This window comes from Gordonia lacunae, assembly GCF_002149015.1.
Classification (GTDB): domain Bacteria; phylum Actinomycetota; class Actinomycetes; order Mycobacteriales; family Mycobacteriaceae; genus Gordonia; species Gordonia lacunae.
The window spans coordinates 1-14,170 of record NZ_NGFO01000059.1 but is presented as its reverse complement, the minus strand read 5'-3'; the positions used below and the strand labels follow the sequence as shown (position 1 = coordinate 14,170).

The 14,170-nt window shown below is 70.9% G+C and carries 10 protein-coding genes and 1 pseudogene; 5 read left to right on the top strand and 6 right to left on the bottom strand.

Annotated elements, in window-relative coordinates; translation table 11 throughout:
• Nucleotides 1-152: 152 nt before the first annotated feature.
• From CA982_RS27105 to CA982_RS25530, 3 genes are all read left to right on the top strand, one after another.
• Nucleotides 153-3,497 carry an IniB N-terminal domain-containing protein gene (locus CA982_RS27105; protein ID WP_086537893.1) on the top strand — a complete coding sequence of 1,115 codons (3,345 nt, stop codon included), beginning with the start codon at nucleotides 153-155 and terminating at the stop codon, nucleotides 3,495-3,497.
• A gap of 179 nt (nucleotides 3,498-3,676) precedes the next feature.
• Nucleotides 3,677-5,701 (top strand): dynamin family protein, encoded by a 2,025-nt coding sequence (locus CA982_RS25535; protein ID WP_144066123.1) that lies wholly within the window; start codon nucleotides 3,677-3,679, stop codon nucleotides 5,699-5,701.
• Nucleotides 5,698-7,206 carry a dynamin family protein gene (locus tag CA982_RS25530; RefSeq protein WP_086537890.1) on the top strand — a complete coding sequence of 503 codons (1,509 nt, stop codon included), beginning with the start codon at nucleotides 5,698-5,700 and terminating at the stop codon, nucleotides 7,204-7,206. The genes CA982_RS25535 and CA982_RS25530 overlap by 4 nt, the downstream gene beginning before the upstream one ends.
• On the opposite strand, the gene CA982_RS25525 is transcribed toward CA982_RS25530, so the two are convergent.
• Entirely contained in the window at nucleotides 7,187-7,729 is a 543-nt protein-coding gene (locus CA982_RS25525; RefSeq protein WP_086537889.1) for a hypothetical protein, read from the bottom strand. The genes CA982_RS25530 and CA982_RS25525 overlap by 20 nt on opposite strands.
• Nucleotides 7,730-7,950: 221 nt before the next feature.
• Between CA982_RS25525 and CA982_RS25520 the strand changes: the two genes are divergently transcribed.
• A complete protein-coding gene (locus CA982_RS25520) occupies nucleotides 7,951-8,415 on the top strand; it encodes a hypothetical protein (RefSeq protein WP_086537888.1) in 465 nt (154 codons plus the stop codon).
• A gap of 74 nt (nucleotides 8,416-8,489) precedes the next feature.
• Here CA982_RS25520 and CA982_RS25515 read toward each other — a convergent pair whose 3' ends face one another.
• The 4 genes from CA982_RS25515 to CA982_RS25500 all read right to left on the bottom strand — a co-directional run bounded on the left by CA982_RS25515 (nucleotide 8,490) and on the right by CA982_RS25500 (nucleotide 13,047).
• A complete protein-coding gene (locus CA982_RS25515) occupies nucleotides 8,490-8,915 on the bottom strand; it encodes a DUF779 domain-containing protein (protein ID WP_086537887.1) in 426 nt (141 codons plus the stop codon).
• A gap of 171 nt (nucleotides 8,916-9,086) precedes the next feature.
• Nucleotides 9,087-10,610: an acetaldehyde dehydrogenase ExaC gene (exaC, locus tag CA982_RS25510; RefSeq protein WP_086537886.1), complete on the bottom strand. Its 1,524-nt coding sequence runs from the start codon at nucleotides 10,608-10,610 to the stop codon at nucleotides 9,087-9,089.
• Between the two features lie 187 nt (nucleotides 10,611-10,797).
• Nucleotides 10,798-12,090 carry a GAF domain-containing protein gene (locus CA982_RS25505; protein ID WP_086537885.1) on the bottom strand — a complete coding sequence of 431 codons (1,293 nt, stop codon included), beginning with the start codon at nucleotides 12,088-12,090 and terminating at the stop codon, nucleotides 10,798-10,800.
• A gap of 123 nt (nucleotides 12,091-12,213) precedes the next feature.
• A complete protein-coding gene (locus tag CA982_RS25500; protein ID WP_086537884.1) occupies nucleotides 12,214-13,047 on the bottom strand; it encodes a helix-turn-helix domain-containing protein in 834 nt (277 codons plus the stop codon).
• Between the two features lie 37 nt (nucleotides 13,048-13,084).
• On the opposite strand from CA982_RS25500, the gene CA982_RS25495 reads away from it, so the two are divergent.
• Nucleotides 13,085-13,648 (top strand): maleylpyruvate isomerase family mycothiol-dependent enzyme, encoded by a 564-nt coding sequence (locus CA982_RS25495; protein WP_086537891.1) that lies wholly within the window; start codon nucleotides 13,085-13,087, stop codon nucleotides 13,646-13,648.
• A gap of 251 nt (nucleotides 13,649-13,899) precedes the next feature.
• Here CA982_RS25495 and CA982_RS25490 read toward each other — a convergent pair.
• Nucleotides 13,900-14,170: pseudogene (locus CA982_RS25490) on the bottom strand (IS110 family transposase); the annotation flags it as partial.

The following is a 14,170-nucleotide window of genomic DNA, read 5'->3' as shown; positions in this document are numbered from 1 at the left end:
CCCCAGTCCTGTCGATCCCCGGGGGCACCGACCCACCCCCCGGGGATCGACAGGACTGGGGATTTACCCCGATGTCGTGCGGCGTCGGAGTCCATACGGTCGAACTCGACACGGGATCGAACTCCGATCTCCCCGACGCAAGGAACGACGCCATGCCGAGCAACGCGGTACTCGATTTCATCCTCGGTCTGCTTCGCGACGAGGAATCCTTCAACGCCTACTGCGGCAACCCCCAGGCCGCGATCGATCGCGCCGGCCTCACCGGCGTCACCCCGGCCGACGTCTCCGCGGCAGCGCCGCTGGTAGCTGATGCCGGCCTGGCCGCCGGAGCCGGCGGCGGGCTCGGCGCGATCATCGGTGCCGGCGGCGGCGCCGTCGGTGGGGCGGTCGGCGGGGCGGTCGGCGGTGGCGTGGTCGGCGGCGGGGGCGTCGGCGTCGGCCTGGGTGGCCTGAATGTCGGCGACATCGACCTCGGCGGCGGCAACGTCGACCTGGGTGACGTGAACGTCGGCGGCATCGGTGGACTCGATCTGGGCGGACTCGGCGTGGGCGGACTCGACCTGGGTGGACTCGACCTGGGTGGAATCGACCTGGGCGACATCGACTTCGGCGGTCTCCTCGGCGGCATCGGGCTGGGTGATGTCGACCTCTCCGGCCTGTCCCTGGCGGATCTCGATCTCGGCGGCATCGCTTTCGGCGACCTCGACCTCGCCGGTCAGCTGGCCGTCGCACTGGGTGCGGCGCTGTCGGCCGGTGTGGGTGCCGGCGGCGCCATCGCGGCACAGTTCGGCGCGGCGCTCGGTGCCGCGCTCGACACCGTCGTCGGCGGTGGGCTCGAGCTCGCCGCAGGCATCGGCCCGGTCATCGCCGGGTCGCTCGCCGGCGCGATCGGTGCCGAAGGCGCGCTGGTCGCTCAGCTCGGGGCATCGCTCGATGCACTCCTCGCCGCGGGCGCCGACCTCGGACTCGGACTCGGTGGCGGTCTCGCCGCGCAGCTGTCCGCCGCATTGGGCGCGGGCGGCGAGCTCGCCGGTTCCTTCGGGGCGACCCTGGGTGGTCTGCTCGGTGCCACGATCGGCGCGGGCGGCGCGCTCGGTGCCGACCTCGCGGCCGCACTCGGCGCCGGCCTCGGCGCGGGCGGCGCCATCTCCGCGGTCCTGACCGGAGCGCTCGGCCTCGGCGCCGAACTGTCCGGCGATCTGACCGCCGCGCTCACCTCCACGCTCGACGTCGCCGGCGACCTCTCCGCGACGCTGTCGGGTCTGCTCGACGCACAGGCCATCGCCGAACTGTCCGGCGAACTCGGCGCCACGCTCAGCGGCGCCCTCAGCTCCACCCTGGCCGCCGGCGGCACCGCCGCGGCATCCCTCGGCACCGCCCTGGGCGTGGCCCTGACCTCGACGGCAGCCGCGACCGGCGGTCTGGTCCTGACCGGCGCAGCCGGCGCGAACGCCGTCCTCGGCGGCGCCCTGACCGCCGCACTCGGTGTCGGCGGCGGCGCTCAGGCCGGACTCGCCGCGGCGCTCGAATCCGTTCTCGAAGCCGGCGGGATCATCGATGTCGAGGCCCTGCTCAACGCAGGTGGCGATCTCGGCACGACTCTCGCCGGAGCCCTGGCCGCCGGTCTCGAAGTCGGCGGCGAGGCCGCAGCCGGTCTCGGTGCGGCACTGGGCGGCACGCTCGCCGCGGCCCTCGAAGGCGGTCTCGCAGGCGATCTCACCGCCGGTCTCGGCGGCGCCCTCGACGCCGGACTCGGCCTCGGAGGCGCGCTCGAAGCCGGGGTCGGCGGGGCACTCGACGCGGGTCTGGGCCTCGGCGCCGGACTCGGCGCCGGACTCGGTGGCGCGGTCGAAGGCGCCCTGGGCGGTGGGCTCGGGGTCGTGGGTGGTCTCGGCACCGAACTCGGCGCCGCACTCAACGGTCTGCTGTCGGCCGGCGCGGGCCTCGACACCGCGCTGAGCACGGTGCTCACCGGCGTCCTGGGGGCCGCCGCAGGCGCCGACCTGGGGGCTGCCCTGGGCGGCGCCCTCGAACTGGGCGGGGTCCTCGGTGCCGATCTCACGGGTCTGCTCGAGGGCGGCCTCGCCACCGACCTGGCGGCCCAACTGGGCGCGGTGATCGGCGGGGGCGGTGACCTCGCGGCCGGACTCGGCGCCACCCTGGGTGGCGTGCTGGGCGCGACCACCGGCATCGAGGGCATCCTCGACGCCGCGGCCGGTGCCGGACTGAACCTCGGCGAACTGCTGGCCGCGGACCTCGGCGGCGCACTCGGCGTCGACGGCGCCCTGATCGCACAACTCGGCGGGGCGCTGGACGCCGCGCTCGACGCGGGCGCCGGACTCGGCCTGGTGACCGAGACCGCCGCCGACCTCGGCGGCACCCTCGAGACCGTGCTGGCTGCCGGCGGCGATGTCGGCGCCGACCTGGGCGCGTCCCTCGGCGCCGTCCTCGGGACCGCGCTGAGCGGGGAGCTCGGTGGTTCGCTGGCCGGCCAGCTGGCAGGCGGAGCAGAACTCCCAGCGGCCCTCAGCACCGTGCTGAGCACCGCACTCGACGTGGACCTGTCGGCCACCGACGGCCTCGTCGCCACGCTGGACTCGACGCTGGAGGCGACGGGCGGTCTGGGCGGTGCGCTGACCGGCGAACTCGGCGCGATCATCAACCCGAGCCTCATCCTCTCCCCCGAGGGCACCCTCACCGTCGGCGGACCGATCCTGGTCACCGAGGGACTCGGCGGCACGGTCGTCGACAGCCTCACCGGCAACCTGGGCGCCGGCACACTGGCCGGCCTGGGCACCGTAGCCGAGACCGGCACGGACCTGGTCGCCGGACTGGACAGCACCCTGCAGGGCGGACTCGGCGGCACCCTGGAGACCGGACTCGCCGGGATCGGCGACGCCGCGCTGGGGGCGACCGCCGGTCCGGTTCTCGATGGCGCGCTGGGTCTCGACACCGGCACCGGCCTCGGCGGCGGCCTGGGTGGGGATCTCGGACTGGGCGGGGACCTGGGCCTGGGTGGCGCGCTCGACAGCGAACTGCCCGCAGATGTCACCGCGGATCTGACCACTGCGATCTCCGGCGCCACAGGCGGGGCGATCTCCGGCACGGTCGGCGGTGCGGTGGACGCGGCCGGCGAGACCGCGGGCTCACTCGAGACCGGCATCGGCGGCACCCTCGACACGACTGTCGGCGGCGCGCTCGACACGACGACCGACGTTGTCGGTGGCGTGACCGGCGGCGCAGTGGTCGGCGGCGATGTCGACGCGGGTGGCGCAGCCGGTGCGGACGGCGGGCTCGACCTCGGCGGGGTGACCGACACCGACGCCGGACTCGGCGGCGCGCTCGACACGACCGTCGGCGGCGTGGCCGACACGACCGCCGGCCTCACCGGCGGATTGACCGGAGGTCTCACCGGCGGTCTGACCGGTGGCCTCGGTGGCGACACAGACACCGGGATCGGCGTGGACACCCCCGACGCCGGACCCGAGGCCGACTGACCCCTTCAGGTCGGCAACCCGCCCCGGGACCGCTCACCGATCCAGCAACCCTGGACGTGGGCAGGTCCCGGGGCGGTCCTCGTCCGGCACCGGCGATCGCCCGCTTCACACCGACCCGCCGCCGCGGTGGCGGCCGATGCCGACCGGACACACCGACTCACCGCTACCGTGAGGACACCATGACCACTCCACCCGCCGAACCACCTCGGGTCGGCCGGCACGCCGCCGACCGGGACGCACCCGATCCCGTCCCGGCCCCGGCACCACCGGCCCCGGTCGCGCCGGCTCGATCAGCCCACGCCGCGGTCCCGTCCCGGACGCCGGCGCCCGCGACGACCGCAGCGGTGCGGTCGGCCCCGGCTCGGACCACACCGGCGGCAACGACGCAGTCGCCCAGCACCATCGGCGAATTGTTGGCGACGATGTCGGACGTGGCCCGGGAAGCCGGTCGCAACGATCTCGTCAGCCGCCTCGACGGCGCGCGCACCCGGATCACCGACCCCCGGCTGCGGATCGTCGTGGTGGGCCAGCTCAAGCAGGGCAAGAGTTCGTTCGTGAACGCGCTGCTCAACCTGGACGTGTGCTCGGTGGGCGACGACGAGACGACCGCGGTCCCGACGGTCATCTCCCACGCCCCGCAACCGTCGGCCCATCTGATAGTCGATGGCCCGTCCACCGACAACCGCATCCCGGTGCCGCTGGAGGCCATCGCCGACATCACCCCCGACTCCCCGCTGGCCGGGGGCCGCGAGGTCCTGCGGCTCGAGATCGAGGCGCCCGGCCCGCTGCTCGCCGACGGCCTCGTCCTGGTCGACACCCCCGGCGTCGGCGGTCACGGACACCCCTATGCCGCAGCGACCTTGGGCATGGTCGCAGCGGCCGACGCTGTGCTCCTGGTGTCTGATGCCAGCCAGGAGTTCACCGCACCGGAGATGTCGTTCCTCCAGCAGGTGGCCGGTCTGTGCCCGACGTTGGCATGCCTGGTCACGAAGACCGACCTCTATCCGCACTGGCGGGCCATCGTCGACGCCGACCGGTCGCATCTGCAGACCGCGGGCCTCGACATCCCGCTGCTGCCGGTGTCGTCGGTGCTCCGCACCCACGCGCTGCGTCTCGGTGACGAGAATCTGAACGCGGAGGCCGGATTCCTCGAGCTGTACCGTTATCTGCGCGAGCGCGTGGTGGCCACCGCGCGACAGGCGACCCGCTCCACCGTCGCCACCGACCTGCGCGTCGTCAGTGAGCATCTCGCCCTCACGCTGGGCAGCGAACTCGCCGCCCTGCGCGACCCCGAGACCGCAGGCCGCGCCGTCGGGGCGCTCCGGGAAGCCAAGTCCGACGCCGAGGCCATGCGCCGACAGACCGCCCAGTGGCAGCAGACGCTGGCCGACGGGATCGCCGATCTCGCCGCCGACATCGACCACGACCTCCGGGACCGTCTGCGCGCGGTGACCCGGGAAGCCGAGCGGGCGATCGACGAGGGCGACCCGGGGGTCGACTGGGAACAGTTGAGCGAGTGGCTGGCCGACCAGACCGCGGCGGTGATCGGCGACAACTTCGTCTGGGCGCACGAGCGCTCGGTGTGGCTGGCCGAACGGGTCGCCGACCACTTCGCGGCCGCCGGTCAGAACTCGCTCCCCGACATCGACGTTGCGGATCTCACCGGTGTGCTCGACTCGGTCGCCGAGCTCGCCGAACTCGACAGCGGCCGAGTTGGTGTCGCCCAGAAGCTGCTGATCGGCATGCGCGGCTCGTACGGCGGCGTGCTGATGTTCGGTCTCATCTCGACGATGGTCGGCATGGCTCTCATCAACCCGGTGTCCGTCGGCGCCGGTCTGCTGCTCGGCACCAAGGCCTACCGCGACGACAAGGAGGCCAAGGTCCTCGAGCGCCGCGCCAAGGCGAAGGTCGCCGTGCGCGCATTCACCGACGACGTCAGCTTCCAGGTCGGCAAGGAGTCCCGCGACCGGCTACGGGTCATCCAGCGGGTGCTCCGCGATCACTTCTCCTTGGTGGCCGAACAGACCGCGCGGTCGATCTCGGAATCCCTCAGTGCCGCACAGTCTGCCGCGACTCTCGCCGATTCGCAGCGAGTCGGGCGCGTCGCCGAACTGGAAGCCCGGCTCACCGCGGTCGCCGCACTGCGCAAGGCCGCCGACCACCTCGACCCCGACGACTCCGCCGCGGAGCTTCCTCGCCGATGACCGATATCGCCCGCGTCCGAGGGTTTCTCGAGGCCACCCGCACCGCTCTCGCCGACGACCCGCGCGCGCAGGCCGAACTCGACGTGTGCGCCCACCGTCTGTACCAGCCGGTGCGGGTCGCGCTGGCCGGTTCGCTCAAGGCGGGCAAATCGACTCTGCTCAACGCCCTTGTCGGACAGGACATCGCCCCCACCGATGCCACCGAGTGCACGCGTGTCGTCACCTGGTACCGCAACGGCCGGTCGCCGTCGGTCACCGCGTACGTCGACGACGGACGTGCGGTCGGCATCCCGGTCACCCGCATCGACGGCCGGCTGGGCTTCGATTTCGGGCGCCTCACCGCCGACCACGTCGACCGCCTGGACGTCGAATGGCCGGCGCGGGCGCTGCAGTCGACGACCATCGTCGACACCCCGGGCACGGCCTCGCTCTCCACGGAGCTGTCCGCGTCCACACTTGCGCTCCTCACCCCCGACGACGGCTTGTCCGGCGTCGACGCCGTCGTCTACCTGCTGCGTTCGCTGACCGCGACGGACACGACGATGCTGCGCCGCATCGGATCCGCGATCGGCGGATCGTCGGGTCCGTTGGGTGTGATCGGCGTCGTCTCCCGAGCCGACGAGCTCGGCGCAGGCCGGATGGACGCGATGATCTCGGCGCATCAGATCGCCGGGCGTTTCGCCGGCGAACTCGAGCGCACCGGGCTCTGCCAGGCGGTCGTGCCGGTCGCGGGACTCCTGGCGCTCGCCGCCCGCACGATGCGCGAGGTCGAGTTCCGCGCGCTGGCCCAGCTGGCCTCGACCCCGGGTCCCGATCTCGAGGCGGCACTGCTCACCATGGACCGGTTCTCGCGGCCCGACATCCTGCCTGCCATCCCGGCCGACCTGCGGCGATCGCTGGCCGAACGGTTCGGCGCCTTCGGCATCCGCATGGCGGTCACGCTCATCCGGTTCGGCGCCGCCTCGTCGTCGGCGCTGGCCGCCGAACTCGTCGAGCGCAGCGGTCTCTCGGAGCTGAGCGCCATCATCGACACCCAGTTCGGTCAGCGCGCCGACCAGCTCAAATCCCATTCCGCGCTGGTGACGATGGACCACCTCCTGGCCGCATCACCGTCGGCGGAAGCGCGCGAGGTCCGCGCCTCGGTCCGTCGGGAGCTCGCGGACGTGCACGGTTTCCGGGAGCTGCGTCTGCTCGGCACCATCCGGGCCGGTGGCGTCGACCTTCCGCCGGACCAGACGGCCGAGATCACCCGGCTCATCGGCGGTTCGGGTATCGACCCCGCGGCCCGCCTCGGGCTGCCACCGGCCGCCGACGTGTACGCGCTGCGCGACGCCGCGATCGATGCCGCGCGTGCCTGGCGGGCACGCGCCGGCCATCCGCTCCTCGGCCCGGCGTCGGCGTCGGCGTGTCAGGTCGCGATTCGCAGTGCCGAGGGCATCGTCGCGCAACTCGATGCGGTGGTCCGCACCGGTGACGTCGAGGGGTTCAGCGCAGGGAGGCCGTGACCGACCGGCGGTACGAGAATCCGGTGGCGACCACCGCGACGAGGGCGGCCGCCGCCGGAATCCACTGCGCGACAACCGGCATCCCGATGTCGGCCAGAGCGGTCGCGGACGGACTGACGGTGAGGTGAAACCCCACGGCGCCGGCGACGGCCACCACGGCGCCGATCGTCAGGATGGTACGACCGGACCGTCGGTTGTCCCAGAGCCGGGCTGACCCGAACAGACCCAGGACCACCACGAGGACTGCGATGACCCCGCCGACCATCAGCGAGATGTCGACGGCACGCGCGGCATCGGTTCCGCTCTCCGGGTGGGCTCGTACGAGGTCGGCGGCCAGTGTGGCCCGAATGTCGTTGAGCGACAGGAGTGTCAGTCCCACGATCACCACGACCAGCGCCACCGCGACCAGCCAGCCGAGAATCACGTAACGGATGGCCGGGGCCCGTCCGGTCGGCCGTTGCGGGCGCATCGGCGTGACGGCGACGCGCGGGCGGGGCGGTGGGGAGCCGTCGGCGTTCGACATCCCTCGATGGTAGTTGCCCCGAGGGCTCTCACTTCGGAGAAGTGGGCGGATCAGCGTCTCATCGTTCTCGAAGCCACCCGACGACCACCACCGCCTGTCCCCCGATCGGTGGATGCGGCGTTCACCCCCACCATCACCCGATCAGCGGAATCCCCCGACGCCCCATCCCTAGCAGAGTCAGTGGTGCCACCAACACAACCCACACCACACCGGAGCCCACCATGAAGACCACCACCCGCATCACCACCGCCACCCTCGGACTCGCCGCCGCCGCCGGCATCGCCCTCGGCGCCGCCGGAACCGCCCACGCCGGCACCCTACCCATCACCCGACCCGGCGAACCCACCGTCGCCATGACCATCACCAACCACACCGACAAGCCCGAATACCTCCAAGGCGCCAACGCCGACGGCGGCCAATGGGTYAACGCACCCCAACACATCCTCTACCCCGGCGCCACCGAAACCATCACCGCCACCGCACCCTTCACCAACCACCTCGACGTCAACGCCATCTACCGCATCGGACTGTTCGGCCCCACCGCCAACTACCAACTCACCAACCACCCCCACAACGTCAACACCGCCATGAGCAGCATCTGGGGACCCCACGCCCAGAACTACTGGATGAACAACCACATCGACACCGGATACCCCCAGGCCAACGTCGGCTTCGACCAATGGTGAACAAGCCTGGACACACAGAATGCGTCGTACGCATCGGATTCCGATGCGTACGACGCATTCTGTGTGGGTCGAGCTCAGGGGCCGGCGGTGGCCCCCGTCAGCGGCGGCGACGCCGCCAGGAGTTCGTTCTCGTCGTCGGTGAATGTCCGTGCACGCGAGAGGAAACGAACCCCTTCCGGTGCCTCGAGACTGAATCCGGCGCCGCGACCCTTCACGACGTCGAGGATCAACTGGGTGTGCTTCCACAGCTCGAACTGATCGCCGTTGATCCAGACCCGAACGGCCGGAATGGGTTCGGGGAGTTCGATCTCGCCGACCAGCACATCCCGCTGGCCCACGCGATACTCGCCGACCGGATAACACATCGGGGCCGAGCCGTCACAGCACCCACCGGACTGGTGGATCATGAGGCCGCCGTGCAGCTCCGACAACTTGGTCAGGAGCTGCACGGCGGAGTCTGTGGCGACCACGCGATCAGGAACACTCTGCTCGGCGGTCATCGTCAATCACCTTCTCTTCGCTTGTTTACGCGTCGCTCACGCGAGGAGCGCGACCCGCCTCCGCTCCCTGAGGTGCGAGAGCGCCGCCCGCCTCCGCCCCCTGAGGTGCGAGAGCGCCGCCCGCCTCCGCCCCCTGAGGTGCGAGGAGCGATAGCGACGAGCCTCGAAGGGTCAGAAGAAACCCTTGGCGCTCTGAGCGTAACCGACCAGGAGGTTCTTGGTCTGCTGGTAGTGCTCGAGCATCATGAGGTGGTTCTCGCGGCCGATGCCCGACTGCTTGTAACCGCCGAAGGCAGCGTGTGCCGGGTAGTCGTGGTAGGTGTTCGTCCACACCCGGCCGGCCTGGATCTCGCGGCCGGCCCGGTAGGCGGTCGCACCGTCGCGACTCCACACGCCGGCGCCGAGTCCGTAGAGCGTGTCGTTGGCGATGTGCATGGCGTCGGCGAAGTCCTTGAAGGTGGTGACCGCGAGGACCGGGCCGAAGATCTCTTCCTGGAAGATCCGCATCTTGTTGTTGCCCTGGAAGACAGTCGGCTTGATGTAGAAGCCGCCGGCCAGGTCGCCGTCGAGTTCGGCTGCCTCGCCGCCGATCAGCACCTCGGCGCCCTCTTCCTTGCCGATGGCGAGGTAGGAGGAGATCTTCTCGAACTGGTCGTTGGAGGCCTGCGCGCCCATCATCGTGTCGGTGTCGAGGGGGTTGCCCTGCTTGATCTTTCCGACGCGGTCGACGGCCTTGGCGATGAACTCGTCGTAGATGTCCTGCTGGATCAGCGCGCGGCTGGGGCAGGTGCACACCTCGCCCTGGTTGAGCGCGAACATCGAGAAGCCCTCCAGCGCACGGTCGAGGAACCCGTCGTCGGCGGACATCACGTCGTTGAAGAAGATGTTCGGGCTTTTGCCGCCCAGCTCGAGGGTGACCGGGATCAGGTTCTCCGAGGCGTACTGCATGATGAGCCGACCGGTGGTGGTCTCACCGGTGAACGCGATCTTGCGGATACGGTTGCTCGATGCGAGCGGCTTGCCCGCCTCGACACCGAACCCGTTGACCACGTTGAGGACTCCGGCGGGGAGCAGGTCGCTGATGAGGCTGACCAGGTACAGGATCGATGCGGGTGTCTGCTCGGCGGGCTTGAGCACGACCGCGTTGCCGGCGGCGAGGGCCGGCGCCAGCTTCCAGACGGCCATCAGGATCGGGAAGTTCCAGGGGATGATCTGACCGACGACGCCGAGCGGCTCGTGGAAGTGGTAGGCGACGGTGTCCTCGTCGACCTCGGAGATCGACCCCTCCTGGGCGCGCAGCGCGCCGGCGAAGTAGCGGAAGTGGTCGATGGCCAGCGGGATGTCGGCGGCCATGGTCTCGCGGACGGCCTTGCCGTTGTCCCAGGTCTCGGCGACGGCCAGCTTCTCGAGGTTCTCCTCCATGCGATCGGCGATGCGCAGCAGGGCCAGCGAGCGCTCGGCGACGGGGGTCTTGCCCCATCCGGGGGCGGCCTTGTGCGCGGCGTCGAGCGCGAGGTCGATGTCCTCGGCGGTCGAGCGCGCGACCTCGCAGAAGATCTTGCCGTCGACGGGCGACGGGTTCTCGAAGTACTGACCCTTCACCGGCGGGGTCCACTGTCCGCCGATCCAGTTGTCGTAACGCGACTCGTAGCTCATCACCGAGCCATCGGCACCCGGCTTTGCGAAGACGGTCATGGTTGCTCCTTGCGTGTGGGCCTCTAGCTGAGGACGCTCTGCGGTTGTCACACGAGACACCGAGGGCGTCCGTTGTGATCTGTTCCACACCTTAGGAGCGCGGTGGTTGCACAAGCGTTGCAACGTCGATCCCGCGCCTTGAACCGGCCGAGTTCTTTCGCAGTCCGCGCGGCCGACGGTCCCGCCGTCAGGCCCCGTACCGCTTGTCGAGGAGCCGGATGCGTCCGCCGACGACGGCACGGTCGGGGTCACCGACCGGCAGGCGGTGTTCGAGGCGGCGCCAGGCGGCGAGGTCGTCGCGTCCGTGCGTCGACGACGTCCACCGACGCAGCGCCGCGACGTCGCCGGAGGCGAAGAGACGCGACCGCAGGTCCTCGCGGAGTTCCTCGAAGATGTCGACGATGCCCGGTGCGCTCGATTCGGCGAGCAGCCCGCCGCGTCCGAGGTCATCCACGGCGGACGCGAGGTCCGAACCCGACGCGATGCGCGACCGGAGGGCATCGACGTCGGAGGTGATGTCGAGGGTGAGCCGGTAGGGCCGGCTCGCGACGACGTCGGCACCGAGGTCGCGGCGGAGCCGGGAGATCTCGGCCCGCACGGTGACCGGGTCGAGCCCGTCCTCGGCCAATTTGAGCGCGAGCTGCTCGGTGTTCAGTCCTTCCGGAAATGCCTGCAGCAGGACGAGAATCTCCGCATGCCGACGCGACAGCGTGCGTGCGCCCGCCCCGTCGGCGGTTCGGTGCCAGCGTCCCGCACCGTCGCCGAGGACGGTGAGATGAGCAGCGTTCTGCGGTCGGAGCGCCGGATCGAAGGTGGACGGGTCGGCGAGGTCGACTGCACCCGCCCGCAGTTCGCGCTCGACCGCGGCCACCACCGACCGGACGGCTGCCAGCGCGAACGGTGCCGCGACCTCACGCCCGCCGGTCACGTCGATGACACCGATGACGTGCCCGGTCAACGGGTCGTGCACGGGCGCCGCGGCGCAACTCCACTCCTGCACCGGGCCGGCGAAGTGTTCGGGCCCGACGACCTGCACGCCCCGATCGACGGCCAGCGCGAGTCCGGGGGCATTGGTGCCGACGACCTCTTCGCTCCACACCGAGCCCTCGACGAAATTGATGTGGCCGGCCCGATCGCGTGCGGCGGTGTCGCCCTCGATCCACAGCAGGCGCCCGGCCTGGTCGGTCAGCGCGACGACGACCCCGGTATCGGCGATGGCGTCGACCATCAGCGACTGCACCAGCGGCCGGACGGCGGTGATGGGATGCGCGGCGCGGTAGGCGGCGAACTCCGCGGGTGACATCGCGGACGCACGGTCGCCATCCGGTGCGGCCTCGCTCGGGTCGACGCCCCTGGTCAGCGACCTCGCCCACGAGTCGCGCACGATGGATCGGACCGCATCCGACGGCGGGTTGCCGCCGGAGAGGAAGTCCTCGTACGCCCGGCGGATGCGCGTGGCCACCGAAGCCGCGTCAGTCATGCACCCTCCGTCGATTGCCCGATATGTCGACGATTCTGCCTGCCTCGATGTGATCTCGGCAACATTCGCCCAGCTGGTCGTCGCGCGTGCGTCCACGATCCCGCACCCGGACACGGGTCAGACCTACCCGAACCGGGCCGAGAACCTCCGCGGGGTCATGCCGGTGACAGTCTTGAAGTCACGCACGAAGTGCGCCTCGTCGGCGTAGGACAGATCCGCGGCGAGCGAGGCGAGCGTTCCCGACCGTTCCCGCAGGCGCTCGGCCGCCTCGTGCAACCGCCGACGCTGGATGAGCCATTTCGGCGTGAGGCCGAGGCGCCGCCGCGTCAACCGCTGCAGGCTGCGTTCGGTGAGATGGAATCGTTCGCAGATCTGAGCGACCGCCACGACCGAGGAGTCGGTCTCGACGTACTCCACGATGGCATTGATCAGCCGACCGTCGTCGTCGAGTGGGAGATATGACCGCAGCCACTCCTCGATCCGATCGGTGGCGGCGCGTTGGGTCTCCTCGCGCCCGGGGTCGGCGGCCATCGCCGAGCGCACCGCCCGCTCGAGGTCGCCGCCCTTCTCGCCGAAGACCTCGGAGAGTTCCGCATGTCGATCGGTCCATGTGCCGACATCGCCGGTCAGCAGCCCTCCGGCACCCGGCGTCAGCATGACCCCGACCGCCCAGCCGTCGCCCGTCAGCACCGTCTCGGACAAGCCGGTCACCACGCCGTAGAAGCGGGCGTAGGTGTTGCTGACGACGATCAGGCAGACGGGGTACTGCAGTACGCGTTGCGGCGCCTCCGCCCCGGGCGGTACCCACCACACCGGAACCCAGAAGCGGCGCACCAGTTCGTCGAGGTCGGGGCTCGGTGCCCACCGTCCGATGCGGTAGCTCGCGTCCGATGGGTCGACGAGGTGCGCGCGCTCGACGTCGTCGAGTCGCGCGCGCCCCTGATTGTCGGGTTTCATCAATCACCGTCCCGTGCTCTCGCGGTTGACTCTCATCATGACCGCAATCAACGACACCTCACCATTGCTCGACCACTACGCCCGCCTCGCCGACGGATTCGCCACCGTCCTCGACGGCGCTCCCGCGGACACCTGGACCGCGGCCTCCCCGTGCGAGGGGTGGACCGGACGCGATGTCGTCGGCCACGTCATCGACACCCAGCGCGAGTTCTTCGCGCGCCACGACGTCGATCTCGGACCCACGCCTTCCCTCGACGACCCGGCCGCCGCCTGGCACGCCCACCGCGACACCGTCGCAGGCCTGCTCGCCGACCCCACCGTCGGCGAGCGCGCCTTCGACGGCCATTTCGGACCGACCACCATCGGCGAGACCCTCATCCGCTTCTACGGATTCGACATGATCGCCCACCGCTGGGACATCGCGCGCGCCGCCGGGTCGGAGCACCGGTTCACCGACGACGAACTGTCCGAGATGGAAACCGCGGTCGACGGTTTCGGCGACGCGCTCTACTCCGAGGGTGTGTGTCGCAAGGTGGACATTCCCGCCGGCGCCGACCGCCAGACCACGCTGCTCGCACGGCTGGGTCGCGTCGCGAACTGACGTCCCTCCGCCCTGAGGCGGAGCCTCCCCTGCTCCCCGGGTGCGCGGAGCAAGCGACCACCCCTCCATCCGTTCCTGGGTGCGCGGAGCAAGCGACCACCCCTCCCTCCGCTCCCTGAGGTGCGAGGAGCAAGCGACCACCCTCCGCTCCCTGAGGTGCGAGGAGCGCAAGCGACCACCTCTCCCTCCGCTCCCTGAGGTGCGAGGAGCGCAAGCGACGAGCCACGAAGACATCCCAGGGGTGCAAGGTGTCAAGCGGCGAGGTTGGTGCGGTGGTGCCAGGCGGTGTGTTCGTTGTAGAGGGTTCGGTGGGTGAGGCAGCCGTGGAGGATGCCGACGAGCCGGTTGGCGACCGCGCGTAGTGCTTGGGTGTGGGACTTCTTCTGGTCGCGGAGATTGTCGTAGTAGGCGCGGGCGCCGGGGCTACCGGTCAGCGCGCCTTGGGCCATGCACGTGGCGGCGGCGTTGAGTCGGGTGTTGCGGATATGGCGGGCCAACACGACGTGGCCTTTGCCTGAGGCG

Bases quoted from the DNA above. Each gene is read 5' to 3' on its own strand.
- CA982_RS27105 (WP_086537893.1), top strand. From the start codon at position 153: ATGCCGAGCAACGCGGTACTCGATTTCATCCTCGGTCTGCTTCGCGAC.
- CA982_RS25535 (WP_144066123.1), top strand. From the start codon at position 3,677: ATGACCACTCCACCCGCCGAACCACCTCGGGTCGGCCGGCACGCCGCC.
- CA982_RS25530 (WP_086537890.1), top strand. From the start codon at position 5,698: ATGACCGATATCGCCCGCGTCCGAGGGTTTCTCGAGGCCACCCGCACC.
- CA982_RS25525 (WP_086537889.1), bottom strand. From the start codon at position 7,729: ATGTCGAACGCCGACGGCTCCCCACCGCCCCGCCCGCGCGTCGCCGTC.
- CA982_RS25515 (WP_086537887.1), bottom strand. From the start codon at position 8,915: ATGACCGCCGAGCAGAGTGTTCCTGATCGCGTGGTCGCCACAGACTCC.
- exaC (WP_086537886.1), bottom strand. From the start codon at position 10,610: ATGACCGTCTTCGCAAAGCCGGGTGCCGATGGCTCGGTGATGAGCTAC.
- CA982_RS25505 (WP_086537885.1), bottom strand. From the start codon at position 12,090: ATGACTGACGCGGCTTCGGTGGCCACGCGCATCCGCCGGGCGTACGAG.
- CA982_RS25500 (WP_086537884.1), bottom strand. From the start codon at position 13,047: ATGAAACCCGACAATCAGGGGCGCGCGCGACTCGACGACGTCGAGCGC.
- CA982_RS25495 (WP_086537891.1), top strand. From the start codon at position 13,085: ATGACCGCAATCAACGACACCTCACCATTGCTCGACCACTACGCCCGC.